Origin of the sequence: Testudinibacter sp. TW-1, from assembly GCF_050613185.1 — a bacterium.
Taxonomy (GTDB): Bacteria; Pseudomonadota; Gammaproteobacteria; order Enterobacterales; family Pasteurellaceae; genus Chelonobacter.
The window spans coordinates 208,799-234,254 of sequence record NZ_CP192511.1; the positions used below are offsets into that span (position 1 = coordinate 208,799).

Consider the following 25,456-nt stretch of genomic DNA (forward strand, 5'->3'; position numbering starts at 1 on the left):
TTTTAAACAATAGGTTGTTTAAAAAACGGCTTTCAACTATAAATACTAAAGTGCGGTTAGGCTTTCTTCAAAAACTCGGATTTTAGCGCCAAGCTCACGCCGTCGATTTTGCAATCGACATTGTGATCGGAATCAACCAAGCGGATATTTTTCGCTTTGCTGCCTTTTTTCAACACGAGAGATGAGCCTTTCACTTTTAAATCTTTGATTAAAATCACGGAATCGCCGTCTTGCAGTTGGTTTCCGTTGCTGTCTTTGACGATAAACTCCTCGCTGCCGTCGTCAGTTTCTTCGCCGTTCCATTCGTTGCCGCAATCCGGGCAGACAAATTGAATGGTGTCGTGATAAACATATTCGCCGTTACATTTCGGGCAATTTGGCATTTGTTCCACTCTTTTTTCCTCTTCATGGTTTCCGCTTAAAAAATTCGCGCGCAGTATAGCATAAAAAACGCGCCGTGCCGAAGCACAACGCGTTTGCTTTTCGATTGATAAAAAGTGCGGTTTAAGCTACGACACCAAATTTCTCTTTGATGATCGCTTCAAAATCGGTGCAACCGCCGATTGGCTGCTCGTCAATGAAGATTTGCGGCACGGTTTGCACTTCTTTGCCGACGGATTTAGACAAATCCGCTTTGCTGATACCTTCGGCGATAATATCAACATAGCGATATTCGAAATCATCGCGGGTGTTTTGCAGTTTTTCGGCTAACGCTTTTGCACGTACGCAATAAGGACAGCCCGGACGGCCAAAAATAACGGTAAACATAGGAGCTCCTGTTTCATGGTAAATAACTGTTTTAAGCCGATCCATTCTAGCCGATCCGCCGGCAAATAAGAAAAGATTTTTCTGCATTAATGTGATTGGTGTAATATATCAAGCCATCACATTCATTTATTCCGTGTTATTGATTGGAGATTCCCGTATGAGCCGACAGCCGACTACATCAAGCACCGTTGCAACCGCACTTGCCCACCGCTCTATCCGTAAATTCACCCAACAAGCGATTGCCGCCGAAACCGTACAAACCTTAATCGAATGCGCCCGCGCCGCTTCAACCTCGAATCATCTGCAATGCGTTTCGATTATTCGAATTACCGATAACGCCGTGCGTGAGCAAATGAAATACTACGCTTCCGATCAACAATATGTTGCGGACGCAGCGGAATTTTGGGTGTTTTGCATTGATTTCCAGCGCCACCACCAAATTCTGCCGGAGGCGCAGACCGATTACAGCGAAGTGTTGCTGATCGGCAGTGTCGATGTCGGCATTATGGCGCAAAATGTGCTGTTAAGCGCCGAATCACTCGGTTTAGGCGGAGTGTATATCGGCTCGATTCGTAATAAAATACAAGAGGTTGGAGAGCTGTTGCAGTTACCGCAGCATGTGATCCCGTTAGTCGGTTTATGCCTGGGCTATCCCGATCAAGATCCGCCGTTGAAACCGCGTTTACCCGGTGCGGTTTTGCTCAGTGAAAACCGTTACCAAGCGCTCGATCCGTCGTTATTGCAAGATTATGACCGCCAAGTCGCCGACTATTATTGGCAGCGCAGCCAAACCGACATGGATTGGTCGCGCAATGTGATGAAAACCCTCGGCAAACCGGTGCGTCCACACGTTTTGGGCTATCTGCAACGGCAGGGTTTTGCCAAAAAATAGCGGAGATCGGCGATGAAACTGTTAATGCTGTGTCGCGAACCGCGCTTATATAGCTGCCAACGCTTGCTGGAGGCGGCGGAAAGTTGCGGACATACGTTGGATATTATCGATCCGAATCGTTGTTTGTTAAAACTGGATCAGGAGCAATCGCGCCAATTCAAAATTTATTACCAAGTGCGGTTTGATCAAACGCCGTATTTATTGCCCGATTATGACGCGGTGATCCCGCGTTTCGGTTCGGGCAGCACGGCGATGGGCTGTGCGCTGTTGCGCCATTTTGAAGCGATGGATGTGCCCTGTTTAAACGGCTCGCAAGCCTTTTTGAATGCGCGTGACAAATGGCACAGCTTGATGTTGTTGCAACAACAGGACATCGCCGTGCCGCCGAGCGCATTATGCGGCAATGAATTCGATGCCAAGTATGCGGTCGGTCAAATTGCCTCGCCGACGATTTTAAAAACCCTGTCCGGTTCGCAAGGGATCGGCGTGATGTTGGCGGAAAAACGGCAAAGTGCGGTCAGTATTTTAGAAACCCTGAAGCAAGCCAATATCGCCTCGCTGCTGCAAGATTTTATCCACGAAGCCAACGGTTCGGATATCCGCTGTTTCGTGATCGGCAACAACATCATCGCCAGTATGCAACGCAGCGGGCAGAACGGGGAATTTCGCGCCAATGCACATCGCGGCGGGCAGGCGCAGCCAGTCCAATTAAGCGAACGGGAAAAAACCTTGGCGCTGCAATCGGTGCAAACCTTAGGGCTTGATATTGCCGGGGTGGATATTATCCGCTCCAATCAAGGCCCGATGATTTTGGAAGTCAATGCCAGTCCGGGCTTAGAACTGATTGAAAAAACCAGTAAAATCGACATCGCACTGCAAATGATCGCCTATTTGGAAAAACAGATTTTGTCGGCAACGGTTGATCAATAAACATAAATTGTTTATGGTTATCACCTGACAAGTATTTTATGGGAAATCAAAAATGATTATTTATCTACACGGTTTTGATTGCAATAGTCCGGGGAATCACGAAAAAATCCTACAATTGAAATTTATCGATCCCGACGTGCGTTTCGTCACCTACAGCACCTTGCACCCGCGCCACGATATGCAGCATTTGCTGAACGAAGTGCATAAATTGGTGAATGAGAGCAAAGATCCCGCGCCGCTGATTTGCGGTGTCGGCTTAGGCGGCTACTGGGCGGAGCGAATCGGTTTCTTATGCCGCATTAAACAAGCGATTTTCAATCCGAATCTGTTTCCCTATGAAAATATGCAGGGCAAAATCGACCGTCCGGAAGAATACCAAGACATCGCCACCAAATGCGTGGAGCATTTCCGTGAAAAAAACCGCCAACGCTGTTTGGTGTTCTTATCAAAAGAGGACGGCATTTTAGATTCGCAACGCAGCGCCGACACGCTTTCGCCGTTCTATGACATTGTTTGGGACGAAAACGAAAGCCATAAATTCAAGAAAATCTCACAACATTTACAACGCATCGCCGAATTTAAAAAGCAGGCTTAAACACGAAAGTGCGGTTGAACCGCACTTTGTTGCCAACGAATAGCTCAAACCCGATAAAACTCCCCTTGATAAAATTCCAGTGGTAAACCGTCAGGATCTTGAAAAAAGGTAAATGGTTTGCCGGTGAGCGGATCAATACGGATCGGTTCGCAAGCTACGCCCCGTTGTTGCAAATAATCGACCGCACTTTGCAGATCGGCGACTTGAAACGCAAGATGGCGCAAACCGCAGGCTTCGGGTTGGGTTAAGCGTTCGGGCGGATTAGGGAAAGAAAATAGTTCGATTTGGCTGCCGTCGGCAAAGGCTAAATCCAATTTATAGCTTTGCCGTTCGGCACGGTAGGTTTCGGCGATAACGCTTGCGCCCAAGATTTCACAATAGAACTGCTTTGAACGTGCGTAATCGGAGACAATCAGTGCGACATGATGAAAACCAAGAATCGGGTTTGCCGGCATAACCGCACTTTCCTTTATGATTTATGTCAGTTAATTAATCACACGGCGCGATTGGGTGTAGTTTCGCGACCAATAGTTTTCGGATAACGAATTGGTGGTGACGCCTTTACTGGTGCTGGCGTGGATAAACTCTCCGTTGCCGATATAAATGCCCACATGTTTATTTTTACGGAAGAACACCAAATCGCCAAATTCCAACTCGCTTTTATTGATTTTTTTACCGACATGGCGTTGTTCGGCGGTGCTGCGCGGCATTTGCAGCCCAAACGCACGATCAAACGCGTTTAATACAAAGGCGGAGCAATCAATCCCGTTTTGGGTTGTGCCGCCCAAACGGTAGCGCACGCCCTGCCAGTTGTGGTAAAACTCATGCAGTTTAGTAAATTGCGCTAAGCTCACGCCATTACCGATATTTTTCGGCAAATTGGTGCGGATACGCGTATCTTGGGACTGATAAACGGTATGTTGCCCGTTATGACTACAGGCGGTTAAAGCGGCAATGCCGAAAATAAAAAGCAGTTTACGCAACATAATATGAATTAGAGGTTATTAATCTTCGAAAGTGCTTTGATTCTACGGAAAGTAACGCTGCCTTTCCAGCAAAAAGCCGTTTTTTTTGCCAGATAAATCTATTTTTTTGAGCAACTTCAAAAAATCGTTAATAAAAATCGATAACGTTAAGAAATTCTCTAAACCTCAGACGCCAAATTGCGCAACCAATTAATTTCTTCCGCCCAAATTTCCGGCTTGACGGTTTCCAAAATCAGCGGCATATCATTAAATTCGTCATGTTGCATAATGTATTCAAATACCGCCGTGCCGATTGTGCCGCCACGTAAGACATCATGCCGATCCACCCGGCTGCCAAGTGCGGTTTTCGAGCCGTTGAGGTGCATGCCTTTCAGGAACTCAAAACCGACAATCCGTGCAAATTCATGAAACACCCGCTCACAACCGACCGCACTTGAGATGTCGTAACCGGCGGAAAAGGTATGGCAGGTATCCAAACACACGCCGACCCGGCTTTTATCCTCAACTTGTTCGATAATTCCCGCCAGATGTTCGAAACGATAACCGATATTCGAACCCTGCCCTGCGGTATTTTCAATCACCGCCACCACATTCGGCACTTGTTGATGTGCCAGATTGATCGATTCGGCGATAATCGCAATACAATCCTGTTCGGAAATTCGGCGCAAATGGCTGCCGGGGTGAAAATTCAGCAACGATAAGCCCAACTGCCGGCAACGCTGCATTTCATCGATAAACGCAGCGCGCGATTTCGCCAACGCTTCTGCTTCAGGGTGTCCTAAATTAATCAGATAGCTGTCGTGCGGCAAAACGTGTTTCGGATCGATTTTCGCCTGATAAAGCGCCTGTTTAAATTGTTTGATACTGCTTTCCGTCAGCGGTTTTGCCACCCACTGGCGTTGGTTTTTGGTAAACAACGCAAAGGCATTCGCGCCGATTGCCACCGCATTGGTCACGGCATTTTCCACGCCGCCGCCGGCACTGACGTGCGCACCGATATATTTCATCTGTTTCTAATCCTAATTTATGGCTGATTTTATGTTAGCATTGTACCGAAATTTTAACCCGCCGAAACCTATTGATACGATAATGAGGGCAATTCCGATGACAACAACGACTACGATTAATGATTTTTCCATGCTTTGCCGCTTGTTCGGCAATCTGTTTTACCGCACGCCGCAAGATGAGGTGCTTGCGCCGATTTTCACTTGGCTGCAACAAGGCAACCTGACCGCACTTTGGGCATTGAGCACCGACAGCCAAAGCGAAAAGACGTTACAACAGTTGCAAAGTGCGGTTGCCATTGAACAATTAAACGCAGAATACCAACAACTTTTCGCCGAAAACGGCACAGTAAGCCCGAAGATTTCAGCTTATCGCGACAATTTAGCCGATTTTATTGAATTCAGAAACCAACGGGGTATGGACGCACTGCCACAAGCGGATCATGTCGCCCATTTATTGCTGACCGCGTCATGGTTGGAAGACAATGTCGATTCGACACTGGCACAACAAACCTTATTTGAACAATTTTTACTGCCCGTCATGAGCAAATTTCTCGGCAAAGTCGAAGCGCATGATCAGGGTTTCTACCGCGCCCTAGCGCAACTCTGCCGCGAGGCGTTATCGGCCATGGCGGACGAGTTGGAAGAAGAGGGTGAAAAAGAAGAATAAGCTAATTCTTATTTTTACGATCTTCATCGCAAAAATTAACCCGAAGGACTGCGCCGAATTTTTATCTGATTAAAATAGCCTTCTTGATTCACCTTTGTATCCATTTTGTGATACGATACATCACAAATAAACGGCATATGATTAAAAGTTTTAAACATAAAGGGCTAAAGCAGTTATTTGAAATAAGGCTATAGCAACGGGGTTAATCCTGCACACGCGGCTAAATTACTGCGTATGCTCGATGTTATCGACAAAGCCGCCAGTATTGGTGATTTCCGCTTTTTTATAAATCACATGAATTAAAAGGCAATCGTGCCGACGTTTGGTCGATGACGGTGTCGGGAAATTGGCGCATTACTTTTGAGTTTAAACAAGGTCATGCTTATATTTTAGATTATGAAGATTACCATTAAGGCGGAAAAATCATGAAAATCAGGAAACCGACTCACCCCGGTGCAATTTTACGTGAAGATGTGTTGCCCGAATTGCAAATGACCATCACCGATTTTGCCGCGCATTTGGGATTTTCACGTGAAACCATTTCGCGAATTCTACATGAGAGAGCCCCTGTCTCTGCAAATTTGGCTTATCGTCTAGAATTAGCCGGTGTCAGTAGTGCCGATTTATGGCTGAAATTACAGGCGGCTTATGATATTTGGCAGCTGAAAACCGCTCCTCAACCGTTGCAAATTAAACCACTGAACTTGGCTGCACCATTGACGGTTTAACGGTTACTTCTCCGCCTCCAATTTCAACTGCTGCTGTACGCTTTGGTACAATTCCGGCAGCAGTTGGGTCATCATATTCAGCTGTTGGCGCAGCACTCTGTCTTGTTGCAGCTGGGTTGCGCTAGCAAATTGCATATTCGCTTCAAGTTGCAAACGTTGCCGAATATGCTCGATTTTCTGTTGGAATTGCGCTTCCGGCAGTTGTTCCAGGGTTTGCAACACCTCGATTAATTCCCGTGCCGCCGGATAAAGGTCAATTAAGAAATAGTTATTGTCCCCATGCTCTCCCATGGTATGCCGAAATGCCCCCAATGCCGAGATATAGCCAAGCAAACGATAATTTTGTTTCAACAGTTGGAAAGCGTTTGGTAGAAAAGTGCGGTATTTTTCCGCTTCACTGTTCATATTACCAATCAGCGTGTTTAATTCCGCCGCACTTTCATGCGCCGCCAAACGGACGCTGCGGTAATTGACATGATTGCGTTCGCCAAATTGCAGTTGCGCCATAATATACAGCAAATAACGGGCGTTATTCTGAATGCTGCGCCGGATAAGGCGCATGATCTTCATGTATTTCCAATCCGGCCACAGATAAGACACCGCCAGCCATGCCACGCTGGCGCCGATTAAGGTGTCAATCACGCGCGGCAACATCGCGGCATGCAGATCAAAGCCGCTGATGTCAAAACTGACCAGCACTTGTATGGTGATAAACAACGTGGAAAAACGGTAATTATTGCTTCTAAAGAAGAAAAACAGGGTGCTGGTGGCGACTAAAACGCCCAGTTTGGCGGCTAAGGTCGCTGTAAAATAGGGCAACAGCGAGCCGATAACCACCCCGAGTAAAGTGCCGATCACCCGATCACGCAAACGTTTTTTGGTCGCCGAATAATTCGGTTGACAGACAAAAATCGCCGTCAGCAGCACCCAGTATCCTCGCTCTAAATTCAAACCGACGGCAATGATACAACAGACCAACACCACTAACGACAACCGCACCGCATGGCGGAACAGTTGCGATTCGAATGTCAGATGATTCTTCACCGCCGCAATAATTTCACGCAGTCCGCGCACGCTGTCAGTGCTGATAATTTGGCTGAAAGATTGTTGGATTTCATTGCTTTCTTTACCAAGAAACAGCAGCTGCCATAGAATATGTTTTAAATTGGCGATTAGGGTACGCAAATTTTCCGCTTGTGAGCTGTCCGGATACTGGTTGATAAAATGCCGAAAAGAATGATCAAGCCCGCCGACCGCTCTTTGCAGGCGATCTTTCGGTTGGTAGGTTTCACGTTTCAAAATCGCATTGGCAATATCGCGGCAATCGTCCGCTTGTAATTCCAACAAACGCTGAATACGGAAAATCAAATCGCTGTTTTGCAGTTTTTGTACCAGCTTGCGATAATTGAAATGCGATGAACTGGCGCGCTCGTGAATATCCTGCGCCGCATAATAATAGCGGATCAACCGGCTGGTTTTAGACGAACGGTGTTGCTGCCTGCCCAAACGATAAAACAGCGATTGGCGGCATAAGCTAAAAGCATTGATCACGTTGCTGTTGAGTTGTGACAATTCCAAGTGCAATGGCTCGCTGTTTTCACTTTCATCGGGATCAAAAAATTTGGATTTGCAATCCAGATAATCGGCAAGTGCCAAATAGGCGTTTGCCAGATTTTCATCCACTTTGTAACGTGGAAAAAACAGATAGGTCAGCACCGAGCAAATGCTATACAGCAACGTGCCGCAAACAATCATTAACGGATTGATATACCATTCCGTTTGCGGCAAATAGGTCAATGAGGTGTAAAGCGCGACAATCAAGGTGCCGAAGGCAATGGTGCTGTAACGCTGTCCCAGTGCACCCATCATGGTGAACACGAAGGTGAACAGCGTCATCATCAAGGCAAAATAAAGCGGATTATTCAGTGAAATTTGCGCGCCGAAAGCGGAGGTGGTAAATGCGGCGAGCGTAATCAGGATATTTTTGATCTTTCCGCTCAGACTGTGATCCAAATCGACCAAACCGGCGGCAATAATTCCCAACACAAACGGCATTGCGACTGCCGAAATCGACCAATACCATACCAATCCGGCAGCGATGTTGACGGCGATAAACACCGGAATCACCGCAATCACTTTACTGTTCAGCCAAGAGAATGTTTTCACAATGTTGCCTTAGCGCTCCGTTGTTAACGGTGATCAAACGGTTGGGTAAATTGCCGCCCTGTAACCGTCTGCGCCATTTCGCTTGACACCACACGCTGCCCAACCGGGAACAAGGCAATTTGCGCCAGTTTGAAATGTCCGATTCCGCTTGGAATACCAATAATGGTAACGCACTGTGAAATACCCACCATAATATGCAGCAAACACAGCCACCAACCACACACCACAAACCAAATAATATTCAGTATACTGCCCACATTATTACTCAGAGAATTGGTCGGTTGCAGATATTTGACATGCACAATTTCGTGACCAAACGGCACCAATGCCATTTTGGTGATTTCCCAACAACTGCGGGTATAAGGCAAAGTGACAATTAAAACCGCACTTAGGATCGTAGCGAAAAACCACCCCAACACGGTACTGAATCCGAAAAAAACAAAGTTGAAAATATTCAGCGCTAAATTCATATTCTACCTATTTTAAACGTTCCGCCAGATAGCCGGCATAATCGGGAATTTCAATCTCGACCGGATTATTAAAACAAGGTGAGCTGATCAGAAAGTCGGCGGTCGCCGGATTCATTGCCACCGGGATATTCCATACCGTCGAAATCCGCATTAAGGCTTTCACATCGGGATCGTGCGGCACCGCATTCATCGGATCCCAAAAGAATACCAGCAAATCGATTTTGCCTTCGGCAATCATCGCGCCAAGTTGCTGATCACCGCCCATCGGGCCGCTCAATAGCGCCTTAATTGCCAAACCGCTCTTTTGCTCAATCAGATTTCCGGTGGTGCCGGTGCCGTATAAATCGTGTTGTGCCAACGAAGTGCGGTTTTTTAAGCACCAATCGACCAAACTTTGCTTGCAATGATCATGCGCCACTAACGCAATCTGTTTTTTTACACCAATTTGACGGGTTGTTGTTTTCATCGCCAGTCCTTCTGTCTTATTGCCGGTTAAAATAAAAAAGCGAGCCAAGCTCACTTTTTTATTATTTTAATTTTACTGCTTATTGTTTTTTCGCCCAATTCAAGAAACGTTGTTGCGTTGCTTTATCGGCTTGTTGGAACCAATATTGCAATTGCTGTTCCGCAACGTTTTCCCCTTGTACGGTCACTTGACCTTTTGAAGCTTTGCCCACATTTGCCATTCCCATCGCAACCGGCATACTGGCACTGGCAAATCCGGCTACCGCTGCTTTACCGCCGCTGCTATTGTAGCTTGATAAATCTTCAGCGATGTTTCTTCCCGGGAACAAACCGTCTTGCGATAAAATATCTTGCTCGCTCGCCACAGCCTGACCGCTTGCCGTTACGACACTCACTTTCGGATTTTTGTCAAAACGAGCGGCGTCGCTTTCATCAAGCACGCCGTCCGCTTTAATTTGAATATTTTCACTGCCGGCTTTGAATCTGACGATCACAGGCGCAGATTCGAATAAGCGGCGATCGGAACCTGAGCGGATAATTTCCGCCACTCGTACCACAACTTGGTGTGTCTCGTTGTCGGCGACCGTTACCGTTTTATTTTTTTTCAATAAACCGCCACCGGCTTTTTGACCATCGACAGCCAATATTTCCAGATTGGATGATGTACTGATTTCTGCAGCTACGGCACTGAAACCCGTTAACAATGCTACGGCACTAATCGCTAAATGAGCTAATTTCATGTTATTTCCTCAATGATAAGAAAAATCGGTAAAAAACCCGATCAGGGTCAGATTTTTTACAAAAACCAAATTGGTTGTGTCTATCCTATGCCAAAACATTATAAAATAAAATAGTCATTTAGCATTTTTATCCAAATTTGAGAGTTGCCTTAGGCTTATGGAGGCGTTATGCAAGTTCAATTTAATGTTTACGGGATCGTACAAGGCGTGGGCTTTCGTTATTTTACATGGCGCAAGGCGTCTGAATTGGGATTGAAAGGCAATGTCCGCAATCTGTCCGACGGCAGTGTATTAGTGATTGCGCAAGGCAGCGAACAACAAATCGACGCCCTGCGCCACTGGCTGCAACAAGGCGGCCCGCGCTCCGCCACAGTCGATCAGGTGTTAGAGCGGCCTTATCAAGACGAAGTGCGCTTTCGCGAATTCGCCATCGCTTATTAGACCGCACTTTTATGTGGGCTAGTCTGTTGTTGAAACCGCACTTTATCCCGCTGGGTGCGCCAAGTGCGGTAGAGCAAGGCAAAGATAAAACAACAAGATTGCACCAACACAATCGTTGGTCCGGTCGCGGAATCCCAATGATAACTGAAAATCGTGCCGAGCACGCTCGACAGCAGCGACACGCTGATCGCAATCAGCAGCATGCGGTTAAACGATTTGGTGAGGCAAAAGGCGGTAATGCCCGGGGCGATCAATAACGCTACCACCAAAATCACCCCGACCACCTGCATGGCGCTGATGATGGTTAAGGCAAGTAGCATCAACAATAAATAGTGCAACAAACGCACCGGCAAGCCGACCACCGCCGCTTGAACCGGATCAAAACAGTACAACAGAAAATCTTTGCGTTTTAAAAACACAATCACGAAGGTGAACAGCGAAATCCACAGCGTCAGTTGAAACGCCGCTTGGGTTACGCCGAGCAAATTACCAAACAGAATATGGCTTAAATGTTGATCGCTATCGACGTTGACGAATAAAATCAGCCCGAAAGCAAACATCCCGGAAAACACAATGCCCATCACCGTATCTTCTTTTAGGCGGCTATTTTCTTTCAAATAGCCGGTCGCCAAGGCACAACAAACGCCGGAAAAGAAAGCGCCGACCGTCAACGGCAGCCCCAAGAGAAACGCAATCACCACGCCCGGCAATACCGCATGCGCAATCGCGTCGCCCATCAACGACCAGCCTTTCAACACCAAATAACACGACAGCAAGGCGCACACCACCGCCACCAAAAGTGCGGTCAGCAACGCTTGGCGCATAAACTCAAAGGAAAAAGGCTCGTAAAACCAATTAAACAGCTCGGCCATCATCAGCTTTCTCCTTGATTTTATTACGTTTCAACATGCCATATTTAGGCGAGAAGAAAAAGGCGAGCAGAAATAACAGCGTTTGCAAAAACACGATCAGACCGCCGGTTGCGCCGTCGAGAAAATAACTGAGATACGCCCCGACCGCACTGGTACCAAAACCTAAACCAACCGCAATCCACACTAAACGCCCGAAGCGATCGGTTAATAAATAGGCGGTTGCCCCGGGGGTGATCACCATCGCAATCACCAAAATCGCGCCGACGGTTTGCAACGCGGCAACCACACAGGCGCTCAACAAGGTGAAAAACAACACTTTTAAGCGCAACGGCGAAATCCCGACCGAAACCGCATGGCTTTCATCAAAAAAGACTAACAGCAGATCTTTCCAAAAAATCAGCAAAAACACCACACAGACCGCAATAATAATCCCGACTTGCAACACATCTTCATCGGCAATGCCTAAAATATTACCGAGAATAATCGACTGCACGTCAACCGAGGTCGGATTCAGCGAGATGATAAATAAACCGAGCGCAAAAAAGGTGGTGAAAATAAAGCCGATAATCGCGTCTTCGCGCAGTTTGGTGATCGATTTAATCCACAAAATCGCCAACGCCGCCAACAGCCCGGACAAAAACGCACCGACCGCATAAGGCAACGCCAAGGCATAGGCAATCGCCACACCGGGTACGACCGCGTGCGACAAGGCATCGCCAATCAGCGACCAACCTTTCAGCATTAAATATGCCGACAAAAAGGCACATACGCCCCCGACCAAGGCGCTCACCACCACCGCTTTGGTCATGTATTCATATTGGAAAGGCTCAAGTAAAAGTTGCCACATTTACGGTTCTGCCTTATTGCAAGGTGTCGTCGGCGGCAGTTCCGCCCCTTTTTCACCATAAAATACCACCGGGTGCTCGTCGTCGGTCAGCACGGTTAAGGTGCGGTTATCTTCGTCATCATGCAGCACTTCGCCGCCGAGAGTGAGGTAGCGCAGTACACCGCCAAACGCCCGTTGCAGATTTTTTTGGGTAAAGGTGGTTTCGGTGCAGCCGGCGGCAATTACGGTGCGGTTAATCATTACCACTTGATCGCAAAAGTGCGGTACGCTGCCGAGATTATGGGTCGAAACCAAAATCAAATGCCCTTCGCCGCGTAGTTGCCCCAACAGTTCGACAATCGCATTTTCGGTTTTAACATCCACCCCGGTAAACGGCTCATCCAGCAGAATAATTTGACTTTCTTGCGCCAACGCACGCGCCAAAAACACCCGTTTTTTTTGCCCGCCGGACAATTCGCCAATCTGTCGATCACGCAAGTGGCTGATATCAACCCGTTGCATTGCCTGCTCGACTTTTTGCTTATCCAATGCCGACGGAATCCGCAAAAAATTCATGTAGCCATAACGTCCGGTCATCACCACGTCATACACCGACACCGGAAACTGCCAATCCACTTCTTCGGCTTGCGGCACATAGGAAACGCGATTTTGCTTCAACGCTTTGTGCACCGGCAAACCGTGCAAGCGAATCGAACCTTGCAGCGGTTTTACCAAGCCCATTAAACTTTTAAACAGCGTGGATTTGCCACTGCCGTTAACACCGACCAGAGCGCAAGTCGTTCCGCCGTTAAGAGAAAACGAAACATCATGAAGTGCGGTATGCCCGTTATTGTAGCGCACGCTGATATCATGAACGTCCAACAGCGGATCGCCGCCGCCTGCACCCTTGCCGTTTATCATCATTCAAATCCTTTCACTATGGTCGAAACCGTCACTTGCAACAAATCCAAATAGGTCGGCACGGCGCCGTCCGCTTGCGACAGGGAATCGACATACAACACGCCGCCGTATTTTGCGCCGGTTTCTTTGGCGACTTGCTTACTCGGACGATCGGAAACCGTACTTTCGCTGAACACCACCGGAATGTTATTGGCTTTCACCTGATCGATGACAGACCGCACTTGTTGCGGCGAACCTTGCTGTTCGGCATTGATCGGCCATAAATATAACTCTTTAAAGCCGTAATCTTTGGCTAAATAGCTGAATGCGCCTTCGGACGTCACCAACCAGCGTTTTTCACTTGGAATCGCCTTGATTTTTTCGCGTAACGGCGTATCAATCGCTTTGATTTTTTCGCTATAGGTCGCTGCGTTACGGTTATAAACGTCGGCATTTTGCGGATCGTGTTTGACCAACGCCTGACGGATATTTTCCACATAAATCAACGCATTGCTCGGCGACATCCACGCATGCGGATTGGGGGCGCCTTGATAAGCCCCTTCCGAAATCGGCAACGGCTCGATTCCTTCGGTCACCACCGCCACCGGTTTATTCGGCATATTTTCAAAAAAGCGTTCAAACCAGCGTTCCAAATTCAAACCGTTCCATAAAATCAGATCCGCCTGCTGCGCTTTGATCACATCCTTCGGGGTGACTTGATAATCGTGAATTTCCGCGCCAGGCTTAGTGATCGATTCGACAACCGCCGCGTCACCGGCAACATTCTGCGCAATATCTTGGATTACAGTGAAGGTTGTCATCACTTTGAACGGCTTGGCGGCTGCATTCGCAGAAAATGCGAATACGCAACTTAACACCAGACTGCTGACAAGGTTTTTTATCTGCTTATTCATTTGTTGCTCCTTATTGATTGATAGGTTAAACGTGCAAAGCAACGCTTGTTGCTCCGTTTAACACTATATCAATAAATCCATCCAATTCAAATACGAATAATTATCAATTAAAGATATTTACACAATTTCTATCTGGTTTTTATAAGCACTTAGCCGGTTTCGGCAGCCCTGCCAACTTGGTCGCCTGTTTCGCCGGACCTTCGGGAAACAAGCGCTGCAAATAACGGCTGTTACCTTTGTCCGCCCCCAACTTATCCGCCATCGCTTTCACCAACATGCGAATCGCCGGTGAAGTTTTATATTCCTGATAAAAATCGCGCACAAAATGGATCACTTCCCAGTGGGCGGCGCTGAGTTCCAATCGCTCTTTTTCCGCCAATGCCTGCGCCACCGCTTCGTTCCATTGTGCGCTGTGCCGCAAATAGCCGTCTTTATCCAATTCAATCGTTTCGCCGTTAATCTTCATTTCTTCTCACGTTTTGACCGATACAATTATGCCCCTATTTAGGGGCATACGAAAATGGTTAGACCGATTACTGTGATTATCGGCACAATTTACTAATCGCGTGAAGCGCCGATCAGGCTCAATAAGCTGATAAACAGGTTGTACAGCGAGACATAAATGCCGATGGTGGCGCGGATATAGTTAGTTTCGCCGCCGTGAACGATATTGCTGGTTTCATACAGAATCGCACCGGTTGAAAACACCACAAACAATGCGCTGATGGCCAAATGTAATCCCGGGATTTGCAGGAAAATATTGGCAATCACGCCGACAACCAACACAATAAACAGCGCAAACATCATTCCGCTTAGAAACGACATATCTTTTTTCGTGGTTAAAACATAAGCCGAACAAGCGAAGAATACCGCCGCCGTGCCGCCTAATGCCAACACCACGACATCGCCTAAACCTTCGCGCACATACAGATTTAAAATCGGCCCGATGGTGTAGCCGAGAAAACCGGTGAACGCAAACGCAGACAAAATCCCCAATGGGCTGTCGGCTAATTTATTGGTTAAAAACAGTAAGCCGTAGAAGCCGACTAGCAGCACGATTAAACCCGGATACGGCAGATTCATCGCCATTGAGATATAAGCCACCACTGCGGAAAAGGTGACGGTCAGCGCTAATAAAAAATAAGTATTGCGTAATACTTTGTTGGTCGCTAAAACCGATTGTTCGGAACGGCGTACATCAGTCACAAGACGTTGTTGCATTGTTTTTCTCCTTTGAAAATCATCGTAAATCAATTGTTAAAACACATCGTTAAACATAAGGGCTACCGCCCAAAAAGTCAAATCTAAATTCGGTTGTTTCATTCAAACCAAATCAAGCTCGCCATGCGTCCGGTCACGCCGTCGCGCCGATAGGAAAAAAAGCGCGTTTTATCGCTGACAGTGCAATATTCCCCGCCGTAAATCTGTTGCAGACCGCACTTTTGCAGCCGTTGCCGCGCCAATAAATACAAATCGGCGAAATATTTTTGCGGCGAGGTCAAATCGGTTTTAAATGCCGATGCCGCTTGCGGATCCTGTTGCATAAACGCCGAGCGCACTTCCGGCCCCACTTGAAAAGCGTTTGCGCCGATTGCCGGGGCAAGCCACGCCACAATCTGCGAAGGTTCGGTCTTAAACTGTGCCAGCGTATTTTCTAAAATGCCATCACACAAGCCGCGCCAACCGGCATGTGCCGCCGCGACCTCATTGCCTTGCGCCGAGGCAAACAGCACCGGTAAACAATCGGCGGTCATCACCAAACACACTTGCCCGGCTTGATCGGTATAAGCCGCATCCGCGTTCGGCGCCGGGTCGTCACTAGGCAAACGAACCACGTCTATGCTGTGAATTTGATTCAAGTACAGCGGCGCTTGCGGCAATGCGGCGGTTTTGATCAAATGTAAGCGGTTGGCGCTGACCGCACTTGGAAGATCACCGACATGAGCGCCCAAGTTAAAACTGGCGTAAGGCTGTTCGCTCACCCCGCCACTGCGCAGCGTAGAAAGCGCTTTGATATTATCCGCCAAATTCCAATCGGGTTTAAGAAATTCCATTAATAATCCAATTCATCTTTATGCAGTTCGTAATCTTGCTTCAGTGCATTCACCAGCTCGACAAAATCCTCCGGCAGCGGCGCGTGCCACTCCATCACTTCGCCGGTGATCGGATGTTCCAAACGCAACATCACCGCATGCAAGGCTTGACGTTGGAAATTACGCAGCACGCTTAGCAACGCCTCGCTCGCCCCCTTCGGCGGGCGCGGGCGACCGCCATACACTTGATCGCCTAATAGCGGGTGGGCAATATGCGCCATGTGCACCCGAATTTGGTGGGTGCGCCCGGTTTCCAAACGCAGCCGCAGCCGCGTGTAGTTACGGAAACGCTCCATAATCCGATAATGGGTTACCGCCGGTTTGCCCATCGGGTGCACCGCCATTTGTGTGCGTTTGGTGCCGTGGCGCGCCATCGGCTGATCAACCGTACCGCCTTTAGTCATAATCCCGAACGCCACCGCTTCATATTCACGGGTAATCCGGCGTTTTTGCAAGGCGAAAACCAAACGGGTTTGCGCCGGAATGGTTTTCGCCACCACCATAAGACCGGTGGTGTCTTTATCCAAACGGTGCACAATCCCGGCGCGCGGCACTTCGGCAATTTGCGGATAATGGTGCAACAGCGCGTTCAGCACTGTGCCGTCGGGATTGCCCGCCCCGGGGTGCACCACCAGATCTTTCGGCTTATTAATCACCAGAATATCATCGTCTTCATATACGATATTCAAGGCAATATCCTGCGCCACAAAGCGGTTTTCTTCTTCGATTTCCACATCAATTTCAATCCGCTCATCCCCGAAGACTTTTTCCCGCGGTTTATTGACGATTTCCCCGTTAACCCGCACTTTGTTTTGTTCGATCCACGTTTTAATCCGTGAACGGGAATAGTCGGGAAAACGCTCTGCCAACGCCTGATCCAAGCGTTGTCCCAATTGATGTAATTGAATTTGCGTGCTTAATTGTAGTTGTTTTGTCATAAAGAATGGAATCCGTTTAATTCTGATTTGCTTATTTGCCCAGTATGGTTAAAATACTTAACGCAACATAAGCACAACAAGATTATGCCTGTCATTGTAACTGAAGTTTACAGTGAAGTAACCAAACTTAGTCTGAAAACCGTTGTCATAGTCTCTGTATTTCTCAGCTTTCACTATATTAGGACTGTTATATTATGCATAAACTAAAATCACTTGCCTTGCTGTTATTGACCGCACTTGCTGTTACCGCCTGCTCTTCAGGCGACAAGGGAGTGGAAAATCTACCGGTAGAAGAGTTATACAGCAAAGCCAATAGCTATTTATTAGATGAAAATTACACTGAAGCAATCCGCTATCTGGATGCCGTTGACAGCCGTTATCCTTTCGGTGCTTATGCCGAACAGGCACAATTAGGTTTGATTTATGCCTATTATAAGGATTCCGAATATACCTTGGCATTGGCGAATGCCGAACGTTTCCTGCGCTTGCACAGCAACAGCCAGCATTTGGATTTCGTCTTATACCTCGCGGGCTTGATCAATACCGAGTTGGGTGATCATTTTATGCAAAGAACCTTCGGCACCGACCGCGCTTTGCGCGATCCGTTGACACTGACCAACGCCCTGCATAACTTCGAAACCTTGCAACAACATTTCCCGAACAGCCAATATGCTGCCGACGCCGCGGTGCGCGCCACCTATCTGCGCAGCGCTTTGGCGCGCCACGAACAACGTGTCGCCGAATTCTATTTCAAACGCAAGGCTTATGTCGCCACGGTTAACCGGGTATTAGGGCTGTTAGATAAATATCCGGACAGCCAAGCGACCCATGAAGCCTTGCCGTTGTTGGAAAAATCCTATCAAGCGATGGGGCTGACCGAGCCGGCGGCTAAAATTGCCGATTTAATCAAACAAGGCGAAGGCAAAACCTTCCCTGAAATTCCGGTGCCGAGCGGTGATTTGGAATTGACAGTTCCGAACGTACTCGCACCAAGCGCACAATAAACCGCACTTCGAACACATAAAACATACTGATATTGCAAAGTATCAGTATGTTTTTTTATCTGCCTGCCTTGGTTGGTTTTCCACTGCATATTTTGATCTCTCCCCCATTGTATTTATTCTCATTAAAAGCAAAATACGATCTAAATCAAAAAAACCTTAAATGGGTATAATAAATACTTCTTTTATTAAACCATTCCTTTTATGATACGCCTGTTAAATCAATTAACAGCGAAGTTACTCTACTCACTCTACTCGATCACGAAAACAACTTTAAAAGGAATTTGAACGATGTATTGCATTCAATGCGAACAAACCATGAAAACCCCTGTCGGCAACGGTTGCAGCTACTCGCAAGGTATGTGCGGAAAGACCGCGGAAACCTCCGATCTGCAAGATTTATTAATCGCGGTTCTGCACAGCCTGTCCACTTGGGCAATTAAGGCGCGCGAACTGGCGATTATCGACAATGAAATTGATGCGTTCACCGCGCAAGCGTTTTTCTCCACTCTAACCAACGTCAACTTTGATTCGCAACGGATTGTTGAATATGCACAACAAGCGCAAGCCTATCGTGATCAACTGATCCAATGTTGCCGTGCGGTGAACCCGAGCACCGACAGCGATCACCCGCTGGCGCATTTAACCCTAAACGGCAGCGATATTGCCGCCTTGACGAAACAAGCGGAAGACTTCGCCTTAAATAAAGACATTGACGACATCAGCGAAGAAGTGCACGGCTTAAGAATGCTGTGTTTATACGGCTTAAAAGGCGCCGCCGCTTATATGGAACACGCCCATGTCTTAGGGCAATTTGACAACCAAGTCTATCTGGAATTCCACCAATATATGTCATGGTTGGGCACGCAACCGACCGACATCGACACCCTGCTGAAAAATGCACTCGGTATCGGCACCATGAATTTCAGCGTGATGGGGCTATTGGACAAAGGCGAAACCGCCGCCTTCGGCAACCCGACGCCGTCCAGCGTCAACGTCAAACCGATTGCCGGTAAATGTATTCTGATTTCCGGTCACGATTTGAAAGACTTAAAAGCCTTGTTGGAACAAACCGAAGGCACCGGGATTAACGTTTACACCCACGGCGAAATGTTGCCGGCGCACGGTTATCCCGAACTGAAAAAATACCGCCATTTGGTCGGCAACTACGGCGGCGGTTGGCAGAATCAACAACGTGAATTCGCCAAATTCCCGGGGCCGGTGATCATGACCTCCAACTGCATTATCGACCCGAATGTCGGTAACTATGCGGATCGGATCTACACCCGCAGTATCGTCGGCTGGCCGGGCGTGCGCCACTTGGACGATCGCGATTTCAGCGAAGTGATCGCCAAAGCGCAAGCCATGACGGGCTTCCCTTACAGTGAAATCGAACACAACATCACCGTCGGTTTCGGTCGCCAAACCCTGTTGGACGCGTCTGACGCAGTGATTAACTTGGTTGCCGAGAAAAAATTACGCCATGTGTTCTTGGTCGGCGGCTGCGACGGCAGCGTGGGCGAACGCAGCTACTACACCGAATTTGCGCGCAATGTGCCGGAAGATTGCGTGGTCTTAACCTTAGGCTGTGGTAAATACCGCTTCAACAAAATGGAATTCGGCACCTTGGAAGGCGGCTTACCGCGCTTGCTCGATGTCGGTCAATGTAACGACGCCTATTCGGCAATTATGCTGGCGGTGAACTTGGCGGAAAAATTGGGCTGCGGCGTCAACGATTTGCCGCTGACCTTGGTTCTGTCTTGGTTCGAACAAAAAGCGATTGTGATTTTATTAACCCTGCTTGCCTTGGGCGTGAAAGACATTTACACCGGCCCGACCGCCCCGGCATTCTTGAACGATAATTTGCTGGCGATTCTGAATGAAAAATTCGGTCTGCGCGGTTTAACCAACCCGCAACAAGATATGCAACAAGCCTTAGCCCGCTAATTTCATCATGATTTAATCCCAAGTGCGGTCAGCGTCGACTTGACCGCACTTTTCTGTTTCAGGATTTCACTATGTCAAACCCAAATGCTTTTTGTATCAATGAGATGATGGTGAACAACATCGTACAGGAAACCGACGATGTTTATACCCTCGAACTGATTGCACAAGATTTTTACCCCTACGAACCGGGGCAATATGCCTTGGTCAGCATTAAAAACACGCCGGACATCGCCCGCGCCTATACCCTCTCCTCCACGCCCGGTTTAAGCCGCTATGTCACCTTAACCGTGCGCCGGATTGAAAACGGGGTCGGCTCGACGTGGCTGACGCGTGATGTCAACGTCGGCGATACCCTGTGGCTGTCTGATCCGAAAGGCGATTTCACCTGCTCGAAAATTGTCAGCGACAATTATCTGCTGGTTGCCGGTGGTTGCGGTATCACGCCGATTATGTCAATGGTGCGTTGGTTATGCGTCAATCGTCCGCACGCCAATTTAACCGTGTTCTACAGCGTCCATTCGCCGAAAGACGTGATTTTTAAACGCGAGTGGGAACAGTTGAAAGCGCAATATCCGCACTTAAAGCTGTATATGAACTCGTCGCAAGGGGCAAGCGAAGGCTTCTACGCCGGACGGATTTCACAACAAATGCTGCAAGAACTCGTGCCGAATATCGCCGATTGCACCGTATTAACCTGCGGCCCGGAAAGCTATATGCAGCACATTCGCGACATCAGCGAGCAACTCGGCGTGCCGCAAGAGCGCTTCTTCCTCGAACAGTTCCACTCTTCGACCGAAGTTTGCATGAGCGACAACAGCAAGCAAGTCGGTTTAACCGTGTACGGCATTATCGGCGAGCAAACCGTTTCCGTACCGTTTGGCATTTCATTATTAAGCGCATTGGAAGAGAATAACATTCCGGTAATCGCCGCCTGCCGCACCGGTATTTGCGGTTCATGCAAAACCAAAGTGCTACAAGGCGAATATGAAACCAGCACCACCGGTCCGTTAACGGCGCAAGAAATCGCACAAGGTTATGTGCTGGCGTGCAGTTGCCAAATTAAAGGCAATATGCAAGTCGAGCCGGTGATTTAAGCGGTTATTGATGACATCAAGTGCGGTGTAAACCGCACTTTAGATTGCTGACAAACTGACTTCTCTTCCTCCGCATGCGGAGGGAGTACCATTTTTCGTAAGAAAAATGGGGAGGGAGGGGTAATATGAACATGCAACATATTCATTTTTAAACTGATTTATGCCTCCCTCCATCCTTCGGACACATCCCTCCGTATACGGAGGGAGGGAAATTATGAGAAAAGAGACTTTGTCATCAGCCTGAAGTGCCGTTTACACCGCACTTTACCCAATCACCCGACTAACAACAATCCAAATAAAAACAAAAAAGAAATCCCCATTTCAATCAGCCCGACTTGCTTCGGATTCAGCCGTTTACGCGGCATTACCCATAACGGGACGATGACGGCGCGCAGCAAGGCGGGGACAAAGCAAAGTGCGGTTTGCCAATCAAAATACGCGATTAACAACACACACAATACATGAAAAATGATCGAGGCTTGTAGATAACGCGGATCTTTGCGCTCGCGCAGAATGCTTTTGACATACAGCGTCGTGCCGACAAAAAACAAACTCGGATAAAGGAAAACCCGTGCGAGTTGCGGATCAAAAGTGCGGTCGGCAAAATAATACGCCGCCATGCCGGCAATACCGAAAATGACGATCGCCGCCAAATCATTGCCCAACGCGCGCTCGTTTTTTTGTTTGACGTAATAAACCGTCAACAAAGCAAACGGCAGCATTGCCAATAAAAAATAGAGCAATTGCCAATTATGCCATAATGCGGGAACAGAAAATAAAAGTGCGGTCAGCCCGTAACCGATCGCCCAAGTGCGGTTTTGTGCCAAATTCCGCCCTTTAAACAGATTAAAAAACGGATAAGTGAACAGGTACAAACACGCCCACGCCAATAACAAAAAAGCGTGCTGCCAAATGACCGTCGGTGATGACAGCATGCCGTATAAAAACGGCAACAGCGCCATCACGATTGCGCCGTGTTGGTTGGAAATCAATAGTTTCATTTTGCGTCTACGTTGGCTTTTTTCTCTTTTAACGCGGCGAAAAATGTCGCCAAAATCGGACCGGAAACATTATGCCAAAAGCTGAAGACCGCACTTGGTACCGCCGCCAGCGGATTAAAATGCGCATTGGCTAACGCCGCCCCCAAACCGGAATTTTGCATACCGACTTCAATCGAAACCGCTTTGCTGTCATAAGTGCTGAGCTTGAACAATTTGGCGGCGAAGAAGCCAATCAAGTAGCCTAACCCGTTGTGCAGCACCACGATCCCAAAAATAATCAACCCCGATTCGATAATTTTATCTTTGCTGACCGCCACCACCGCCGACAAAATCAACACAATCGCAATCACGGACAACAACGGCATACTTTGACTCAGTTGCGCCATTTGCTTTTTGAACAATGCACGCACCACCAAGCCCAAGAAAATCGGGAACAGTACCATTTTCAACACTGACACAAACATCGCGCCGGCATCAATATCCAGCCACTGGCTTGCCAAAACATAAAACACCGCTGGCGTTAAAATCGGGGCAAGCAGGGTTGAAACCGTGGTGCAAGCGACCGAAAGTGCGGTATTGCCGCGCGCCAGATAGGTCATCACATTGGACGAAGTACCGCCCGGACAGGAACCGACCAAAATCACGCCAATCGCCAAATCGGTCGGCAAGGCAAAGCCTTTTGCCAAACCGAAAGCGATCGCCGGCATAATCACAAACTGACCGAGCACGCCGATGACAACCGATTTCGGATGGCGCACCACTTCGCCGAAATCGTTAAAAGTCAGCGTAATTCCCATGCCAAACATCACGATTCCCAATAAATACGGAATATAGGCGACAAAAGGGACAAAATATGCGGGAAATTGGAAAGCCAAAAAAGCGAATAACAACACCCAAACGGCGAAGGTTTTGCTGATAAAATGATTTAATTTGCGTAAGACTTGCATGGAAAAATCTCTTGAAATGGAAAGAAATTGACCATAACAAAACTTTCAGATGATTTCAATTCTCACTAAGAGGAATTTTTCCGCCAATGCTTTTGCCCTCGGCTAAAGCGCTAACAGCATTTCATGCCATAGTACACCACCGTGCTTGAAGGCTGACGGTTTGAGGTAGCGGTAACCGAATTTTTCATAGAACGTGATATATTGCGCTTTACACATCAGATAAATCGCCCGTTTTCGCCGGCTGCGCATAAGCTCGATAAACTGCCGCATTAAGCGCGCCGCATAACCGCGACCCTGATAGCACGGATCCACCGCCACCGACATAATCACCACGTTCGGCGCCGCCGGATCATGCCCGATCAACTGTTTAAACTGCTCATCGGACATCACCACCTCTTCGGCACACCCGCTATTAATAAAACCGATAATCCCATTCTCCGTTTCCATCAATAGAAAACCATCAGGATATTGTGCGATCCGGAGTGCAATCTTTTCACGCGTCGCAGCTTCATCTGCCGCATAAGCGCTCGCTTCAATGGCAAAGCAGCGATCAATATCCGCCATGGCCGCCTGTCTGAATGTCAGCATGGTTCCTCCTCCAAGTTAGTTTGCAAGCGCGTTATTTACCGATACAAAACGAACTGAAAATATTGCTCAGCAAATCATCGGAGGTGAATTGTCCGGTGATTTCGCTTAAAGCGTCTTGCACCATGCGCAGCTCCTCCGCCAACAACTCCCCGGCGTGAAATTGGGTCAGTTGGATATGCCCGCGTTGTAAGTGTTCACTTGCCGCAGACAAGGCTTCCAAATGGCGACGGCGAGCCAAGAAGCCGCCTTCGGTCACGGTTTGATAGCCCATTGACTGTTTCAGGTGATCGCGCAACAAGTCAATACCGCACTTGGTTTTTGCCGACAAGCGGATAATGGTGTAACCGTCGTGTTGTTCAACCCCTTCCGCTTCGCCGCTCAAATCGGCTTTATTGCGAATCACGGTGATCGGCATTGTGCTTGGCAAACGTTCGATAAATTCCGCCCAAATTTTATGCGGATTCAGTTCCTGCGTGGTGGTACTGTCTATCATCAGCAACACATGATCCGCCTGTTCAATTTCCGTCCAAGCGCGATCAATCCCAATCCGTTCCACTTCATCGGTTGCTTCGCGCAGCCCGGCGGTATCGATAATGTGCAGCGGCATACCGTCAATATGGATATGTTCACGCAACACATCACGGGTTGTGCCCGCAATATCGGTTACAATCGCCGCCTCGCGTCCGGCAAGGGCATTCAGCAAACTGGATTTGCCGGCATTCGGGCGCCCTGCGATCACCACTTTCATGCCTTCTCGCAACAGCGAGCCTTGCTTCGCTTCCGCTTGCACCCCGTTTAATTGCTGAATAATTTGATTCAGATGTCCTTCGACCACGCCGTCGGCGAGAAAATCAATTTCTTCATCGGGAAAATCAATCGCCGCTTCAACGTAGGTACGCAGGTAAATCACCGCATCAACCAATTGATTGACTTTATTGGAAAATTCCCCTTGCAACGATTTCAACGCCGAACGTGCCGCCTGTTCCGAGCAGGCGTCGATTAAATCGGCAATCGCTTCCGCCTGAGCCAAATCCAGTTTATCATTTAAAAACGCCTGTTCGGAAAACTCGCCCGGGCGTGCAATGCGAATGCCGCCCAACTGCAAAATGCGTTTCAGCAGCAGATCCAACACCACCTGCCCGCCATGCCCTTGCAGCTCCAACACATCTTCGCCGGTGAATGAATTGGGCGATTGAAAATACAGCGCAATGCCCTGATCTAAAATCGTACCGTCGCTGTCTTTAAACGGCAGATAATCCGCCACTCTCGGCTTCGGGCATTTGCCCAACACCGCCTGCGCCACCTCAACCGCTCTCGGCCCCGAAACACGCAGAATCCCGATTCCGCCCCGCCCGGGCGCAGTGGCTTGGGCAACAATGGTTTCTTTGGTCATAGTCATTCCTTGCAACAAAATAGAACAAACCGCACTTTTACTATAAAAGTGCGGTTTCAGCCTAAATTTTAGCGATAAAGATAACAG

31 protein-coding genes are annotated in these 25,456 nt (G+C 48.1%); 10 read left to right on the top strand and 21 right to left on the bottom strand.

Annotated elements, in window-relative coordinates; translation table 11 throughout:
• Window positions 1–56: 56 nt before the first annotated feature.
• Window positions 57–392 (bottom strand): zinc ribbon domain-containing protein YjdM, encoded by a 336-nt coding sequence (locus tag ACQ31U_RS01050; protein ID WP_431053092.1) that lies wholly within the window; start codon window positions 390–392, stop codon window positions 57–59.
• Window positions 393–504: 112 nt separating this feature from the next.
• A complete protein-coding gene (locus ACQ31U_RS01055) occupies window positions 505–768 on the bottom strand; it encodes a GrxA family glutaredoxin (protein ID WP_431053094.1) in 264 nt (87 codons plus the stop codon).
• A 157-nt stretch (window positions 769–925) separates the two neighbouring features.
• On the opposite strand from ACQ31U_RS01055, the gene nfsA reads away from it, so the two are divergent.
• The 3 genes from nfsA to ycfP are packed head-to-tail and all read left to right on the top strand — an operon-like array spanning window position 926 to window position 3,185.
• Entirely contained in the window at window positions 926–1,660 is a 735-nt protein-coding gene (gene nfsA, locus ACQ31U_RS01060; RefSeq protein WP_431053096.1) for an oxygen-insensitive NADPH nitroreductase, read from the top strand.
• 12 nt (window positions 1,661–1,672) lie between these two features.
• Complete coding sequence (locus tag ACQ31U_RS01065) at window positions 1,673–2,590, top strand: ATP-grasp domain-containing protein (protein WP_431053098.1); 918 nt, start codon at window positions 1,673–1,675, stop codon at window positions 2,588–2,590.
• A 52-nt stretch (window positions 2,591–2,642) separates the two neighbouring features.
• Window positions 2,643–3,185 (top strand): alpha/beta hydrolase YcfP, encoded by a 543-nt coding sequence (gene ycfP, locus ACQ31U_RS01070; RefSeq protein ID WP_431053100.1) that lies wholly within the window; start codon window positions 2,643–2,645, stop codon window positions 3,183–3,185.
• Between the two features lie 44 nt (window positions 3,186–3,229).
• On the opposite strand, the gene gloA2 is transcribed toward ycfP, so the two are convergent.
• The 3 genes from gloA2 to nfo form a co-directional block, all read right to left on the bottom strand.
• Complete coding sequence (gene gloA2, locus ACQ31U_RS01075; protein WP_431053102.1) at window positions 3,230–3,640, bottom strand: SMU1112c/YaeR family gloxylase I-like metalloprotein; 411 nt, start codon at window positions 3,638–3,640, stop codon at window positions 3,230–3,232.
• 30 nt (window positions 3,641–3,670) lie between these two features.
• Entirely contained in the window at window positions 3,671–4,171 is a 501-nt protein-coding gene (locus tag ACQ31U_RS01080) for an NlpC/P60 family protein (RefSeq protein ID WP_431053104.1), read from the bottom strand.
• 158 nt (window positions 4,172–4,329) lie between these two features.
• Window positions 4,330–5,178 carry a deoxyribonuclease IV gene (gene nfo, locus ACQ31U_RS01085; protein ID WP_431053106.1) on the bottom strand — a complete coding sequence of 283 codons (849 nt, stop codon included), beginning with the start codon at window positions 5,176–5,178 and terminating at the stop codon, window positions 4,330–4,332.
• A gap of 97 nt (window positions 5,179–5,275) precedes the next feature.
• On the opposite strand from nfo, the gene ACQ31U_RS01090 reads away from it, so the two are divergent.
• The 3 genes from ACQ31U_RS01090 (at window position 5,276) to ACQ31U_RS01100 (ending at window position 6,573) form a co-directional block, all read left to right on the top strand.
• Window positions 5,276–5,845 carry a TorD/DmsD family molecular chaperone gene (locus tag ACQ31U_RS01090; RefSeq protein WP_431053108.1) on the top strand — a complete coding sequence of 190 codons (570 nt, stop codon included), beginning with the start codon at window positions 5,276–5,278 and terminating at the stop codon, window positions 5,843–5,845.
• Between the two features lie 329 nt (window positions 5,846–6,174).
• On the top strand, window positions 6,175–6,258 hold the full coding sequence (locus ACQ31U_RS01095) for a hypothetical protein (RefSeq protein WP_431054248.1): 84 nt from the start codon (window positions 6,175–6,177) through the stop codon (window positions 6,256–6,258).
• A 12-nt stretch (window positions 6,259–6,270) separates the two neighbouring features.
• Complete coding sequence (locus ACQ31U_RS01100; protein WP_431053110.1) at window positions 6,271–6,573, top strand: HigA family addiction module antitoxin; 303 nt, start codon at window positions 6,271–6,273, stop codon at window positions 6,571–6,573.
• 3 nt (window positions 6,574–6,576) lie between these two features.
• On the opposite strand, the gene yccS is transcribed toward ACQ31U_RS01100, so the two are convergent.
• The 4 genes from yccS to ACQ31U_RS01120 form a co-directional block, all read right to left on the bottom strand.
• Window positions 6,577–8,739 (bottom strand): YccS family putative transporter, encoded by a 2,163-nt coding sequence (gene yccS / locus ACQ31U_RS01105; protein WP_431053111.1) that lies wholly within the window; start codon window positions 8,737–8,739, stop codon window positions 6,577–6,579.
• A 23-nt stretch (window positions 8,740–8,762) separates the two neighbouring features.
• Window positions 8,763–9,209 (bottom strand): YccF domain-containing protein, encoded by a 447-nt coding sequence (locus ACQ31U_RS01110; protein ID WP_431053113.1) that lies wholly within the window; start codon window positions 9,207–9,209, stop codon window positions 8,763–8,765.
• A gap of 7 nt (window positions 9,210–9,216) precedes the next feature.
• Window positions 9,217–9,675, bottom strand: a complete 459-nt coding sequence (locus ACQ31U_RS01115) for a methylglyoxal synthase (protein WP_431053115.1) — start codon at window positions 9,673–9,675, stop codon at window positions 9,217–9,219.
• 79 nt (window positions 9,676–9,754) lie between these two features.
• Window positions 9,755–10,414: a curli polymerization inhibitor CsgI-related protein gene (locus tag ACQ31U_RS01120; RefSeq protein ID WP_431053117.1), complete on the bottom strand. Its 660-nt coding sequence runs from the start codon at window positions 10,412–10,414 to the stop codon at window positions 9,755–9,757.
• A 168-nt stretch (window positions 10,415–10,582) separates the two neighbouring features.
• Here ACQ31U_RS01120 and ACQ31U_RS01125 point away from each other — a divergent pair, with 168 nt between their 5' ends.
• The gene (locus tag ACQ31U_RS01125; protein WP_431053119.1) at window positions 10,583–10,855 is read left to right on the top strand and encodes an acylphosphatase; all 273 of its coding nucleotides are present in this window, start codon (window positions 10,583–10,585) and stop codon (window positions 10,853–10,855) included.
• Here the strand turns inward: ACQ31U_RS01125 and ACQ31U_RS01130 are convergent.
• The 8 genes from ACQ31U_RS01130 to rluD all read right to left on the bottom strand — a co-directional run bounded on the left by ACQ31U_RS01130 (window position 10,852) and on the right by rluD (window position 17,398).
• Window positions 10,852–11,727, bottom strand: a complete 876-nt coding sequence (locus ACQ31U_RS01130) for a metal ABC transporter permease (protein ID WP_431054249.1) — start codon at window positions 11,725–11,727, stop codon at window positions 10,852–10,854. The two genes, ACQ31U_RS01125 and ACQ31U_RS01130, sit on opposite strands and share 4 nt — an antisense overlap.
• On the bottom strand, window positions 11,711–12,574 hold the full coding sequence (locus ACQ31U_RS01135; RefSeq protein ID WP_431053121.1) for a metal ABC transporter permease: 864 nt from the start codon (window positions 12,572–12,574) through the stop codon (window positions 11,711–11,713). Before ACQ31U_RS01135 ends, ACQ31U_RS01130 begins: the two co-directional genes overlap by 17 nt.
• Window positions 12,575–13,474, bottom strand: coding sequence for an ATP-binding cassette domain-containing protein (locus ACQ31U_RS01140; protein ID WP_431054250.1), 900 nt, complete (start codon window positions 13,472–13,474; stop codon window positions 12,575–12,577).
• A complete protein-coding gene (locus tag ACQ31U_RS01145; protein WP_431054251.1) occupies window positions 13,474–14,355 on the bottom strand; it encodes a metal ABC transporter substrate-binding protein in 882 nt (293 codons plus the stop codon). The genes ACQ31U_RS01140 and ACQ31U_RS01145 overlap by 1 nt, the downstream gene beginning before the upstream one ends.
• 151 nt (window positions 14,356–14,506) lie before the next feature.
• On the bottom strand, window positions 14,507–14,833 hold the full coding sequence (locus ACQ31U_RS01150) for a TusE/DsrC/DsvC family sulfur relay protein (protein ID WP_431053123.1): 327 nt from the start codon (window positions 14,831–14,833) through the stop codon (window positions 14,507–14,509).
• 92 nt (window positions 14,834–14,925) lie between these two features.
• Window positions 14,926–15,588 carry a Bax inhibitor-1 family protein gene (locus tag ACQ31U_RS01155; RefSeq protein ID WP_431053125.1) on the bottom strand — a complete coding sequence of 221 codons (663 nt, stop codon included), beginning with the start codon at window positions 15,586–15,588 and terminating at the stop codon, window positions 14,926–14,928.
• Between the two features lie 98 nt (window positions 15,589–15,686).
• A complete protein-coding gene (gene pgeF, locus ACQ31U_RS01160; RefSeq protein ID WP_431053127.1) occupies window positions 15,687–16,421 on the bottom strand; it encodes a peptidoglycan editing factor PgeF in 735 nt (244 codons plus the stop codon).
• Window positions 16,421–17,398: a 23S rRNA pseudouridine(1911/1915/1917) synthase RluD gene (gene rluD, locus ACQ31U_RS01165; protein ID WP_431053129.1), complete on the bottom strand. Its 978-nt coding sequence runs from the start codon at window positions 17,396–17,398 to the stop codon at window positions 16,421–16,423. The genes pgeF and rluD overlap by 1 nt, the downstream gene beginning before the upstream one ends.
• Window positions 17,399–17,592: 194 nt before the next feature.
• Between rluD and ACQ31U_RS01170 the strand changes: the two genes are divergently transcribed.
• From ACQ31U_RS01170 to hcr, 3 genes are all read left to right on the top strand, one after another.
• Window positions 17,593–18,402 carry an outer membrane protein assembly factor BamD gene (locus tag ACQ31U_RS01170; RefSeq protein WP_431053131.1) on the top strand — a complete coding sequence of 270 codons (810 nt, stop codon included), beginning with the start codon at window positions 17,593–17,595 and terminating at the stop codon, window positions 18,400–18,402.
• Window positions 18,403–18,690: 288 nt separating this feature from the next.
• Window positions 18,691–20,346, top strand: a complete 1,656-nt coding sequence (hcp, locus tag ACQ31U_RS01175) for a hydroxylamine reductase (RefSeq protein WP_431053133.1) — start codon at window positions 18,691–18,693, stop codon at window positions 20,344–20,346.
• Between the two features lie 71 nt (window positions 20,347–20,417).
• A complete protein-coding gene (gene hcr / locus ACQ31U_RS01180) occupies window positions 20,418–21,440 on the top strand; it encodes an NADH oxidoreductase (RefSeq protein ID WP_431053135.1) in 1,023 nt (340 codons plus the stop codon).
• 272 nt (window positions 21,441–21,712) lie between these two features.
• Here the strand turns inward: hcr and ACQ31U_RS01185 are convergent, their stop codons facing one another.
• The 4 genes from ACQ31U_RS01185 to mnmE all read right to left on the bottom strand — a co-directional run bounded on the left by ACQ31U_RS01185 (window position 21,713) and on the right by mnmE (window position 25,369).
• The gene (locus tag ACQ31U_RS01185) at window positions 21,713–22,441 is read right to left on the bottom strand and encodes a YwiC-like family protein (protein WP_431053136.1); all 729 of its coding nucleotides are present in this window, start codon (window positions 22,439–22,441) and stop codon (window positions 21,713–21,715) included.
• Window positions 22,438–23,388: a bile acid:sodium symporter family protein gene (locus tag ACQ31U_RS01190; protein WP_431053138.1), complete on the bottom strand. Its 951-nt coding sequence runs from the start codon at window positions 23,386–23,388 to the stop codon at window positions 22,438–22,440. Before ACQ31U_RS01190 ends, ACQ31U_RS01185 begins: the two co-directional genes overlap by 4 nt.
• 102 nt (window positions 23,389–23,490) lie before the next feature.
• The gene (locus tag ACQ31U_RS01195; protein ID WP_431053140.1) at window positions 23,491–23,976 is read right to left on the bottom strand and encodes a GNAT family N-acetyltransferase; all 486 of its coding nucleotides are present in this window, start codon (window positions 23,974–23,976) and stop codon (window positions 23,491–23,493) included.
• A 31-nt stretch (window positions 23,977–24,007) separates the two neighbouring features.
• A complete protein-coding gene (mnmE, locus tag ACQ31U_RS01200; protein WP_431053142.1) occupies window positions 24,008–25,369 on the bottom strand; it encodes a tRNA uridine-5-carboxymethylaminomethyl(34) synthesis GTPase MnmE in 1,362 nt (453 codons plus the stop codon).
• Between the last annotated feature and the right edge of the window lie 87 nt (window positions 25,370–25,456).

Coding starts and splice junctions, on each gene's coding strand:
- ACQ31U_RS01055 (WP_431053094.1), bottom strand. CDS start 768: ATGTTTACCGTTATTTTTGGCCGTCCGGGCTGTCCTTATTGCGTACGT.
- nfsA (WP_431053096.1), top strand. CDS start 926: ATGAGCCGACAGCCGACTACATCAAGCACCGTTGCAACCGCACTTGCC.
- ACQ31U_RS01065 (WP_431053098.1), top strand. CDS start 1,673: ATGAAACTGTTAATGCTGTGTCGCGAACCGCGCTTATATAGCTGCCAA.
- ycfP (WP_431053100.1), top strand. CDS start 2,643: ATGATTATTTATCTACACGGTTTTGATTGCAATAGTCCGGGGAATCAC.
- gloA2 (WP_431053102.1), bottom strand. CDS start 3,640: ATGCCGGCAAACCCGATTCTTGGTTTTCATCATGTCGCACTGATTGTC.
- ACQ31U_RS01080 (WP_431053104.1), bottom strand. CDS start 4,171: ATGTTGCGTAAACTGCTTTTTATTTTCGGCATTGCCGCTTTAACCGCC.
- nfo (WP_431053106.1), bottom strand. CDS start 5,178: ATGAAATATATCGGTGCGCACGTCAGTGCCGGCGGCGGCGTGGAAAAT.
- ACQ31U_RS01090 (WP_431053108.1), top strand. CDS start 5,276: ATGACAACAACGACTACGATTAATGATTTTTCCATGCTTTGCCGCTTG.
- ACQ31U_RS01095 (WP_431054248.1), top strand. CDS start 6,175: ATGACGGTGTCGGGAAATTGGCGCATTACTTTTGAGTTTAAACAAGGT.
- ACQ31U_RS01100 (WP_431053110.1), top strand. CDS start 6,271: ATGAAAATCAGGAAACCGACTCACCCCGGTGCAATTTTACGTGAAGAT.
- ACQ31U_RS01110 (WP_431053113.1), bottom strand. CDS start 9,209: ATGAATTTAGCGCTGAATATTTTCAACTTTGTTTTTTTCGGATTCAGT.
- ACQ31U_RS01115 (WP_431053115.1), bottom strand. CDS start 9,675: ATGAAAACAACAACCCGTCAAATTGGTGTAAAAAAACAGATTGCGTTA.
- ACQ31U_RS01120 (WP_431053117.1), bottom strand. CDS start 10,414: ATGAAATTAGCTCATTTAGCGATTAGTGCCGTAGCATTGTTAACGGGT.
- ACQ31U_RS01125 (WP_431053119.1), top strand. CDS start 10,583: ATGCAAGTTCAATTTAATGTTTACGGGATCGTACAAGGCGTGGGCTTT.
- ACQ31U_RS01130 (WP_431054249.1), bottom strand. CDS start 11,727: ATGGCCGAGCTGTTTAATTGGTTTTACGAGCCTTTTTCCTTTGAGTTT.
- ACQ31U_RS01135 (WP_431053121.1), bottom strand. CDS start 12,574: ATGTGGCAACTTTTACTTGAGCCTTTCCAATATGAATACATGACCAAA.
- ACQ31U_RS01140 (WP_431054250.1), bottom strand. CDS start 13,474: ATGATAAACGGCAAGGGTGCAGGCGGCGGCGATCCGCTGTTGGACGTT.
- ACQ31U_RS01150 (WP_431053123.1), bottom strand. CDS start 14,833: ATGAAGATTAACGGCGAAACGATTGAATTGGATAAAGACGGCTATTTG.
- ACQ31U_RS01155 (WP_431053125.1), bottom strand. CDS start 15,588: ATGCAACAACGTCTTGTGACTGATGTACGCCGTTCCGAACAATCGGTT.
- pgeF (WP_431053127.1), bottom strand. CDS start 16,421: ATGGAATTTCTTAAACCCGATTGGAATTTGGCGGATAATATCAAAGCG.
- rluD (WP_431053129.1), bottom strand. CDS start 17,398: ATGACAAAACAACTACAATTAAGCACGCAAATTCAATTACATCAATTG.
- ACQ31U_RS01170 (WP_431053131.1), top strand. CDS start 17,593: ATGCATAAACTAAAATCACTTGCCTTGCTGTTATTGACCGCACTTGCT.
- hcp (WP_431053133.1), top strand. CDS start 18,691: ATGTATTGCATTCAATGCGAACAAACCATGAAAACCCCTGTCGGCAAC.
- hcr (WP_431053135.1), top strand. CDS start 20,418: ATGTCAAACCCAAATGCTTTTTGTATCAATGAGATGATGGTGAACAAC.
- ACQ31U_RS01185 (WP_431053136.1), bottom strand. CDS start 22,441: ATGAAACTATTGATTTCCAACCAACACGGCGCAATCGTGATGGCGCTG.
- ACQ31U_RS01190 (WP_431053138.1), bottom strand. CDS start 23,388: ATGCAAGTCTTACGCAAATTAAATCATTTTATCAGCAAAACCTTCGCC.
- ACQ31U_RS01195 (WP_431053140.1), bottom strand. CDS start 23,976: ATGCTGACATTCAGACAGGCGGCCATGGCGGATATTGATCGCTGCTTT.
- mnmE (WP_431053142.1), bottom strand. CDS start 25,369: ATGACCAAAGAAACCATTGTTGCCCAAGCCACTGCGCCCGGGCGGGGC.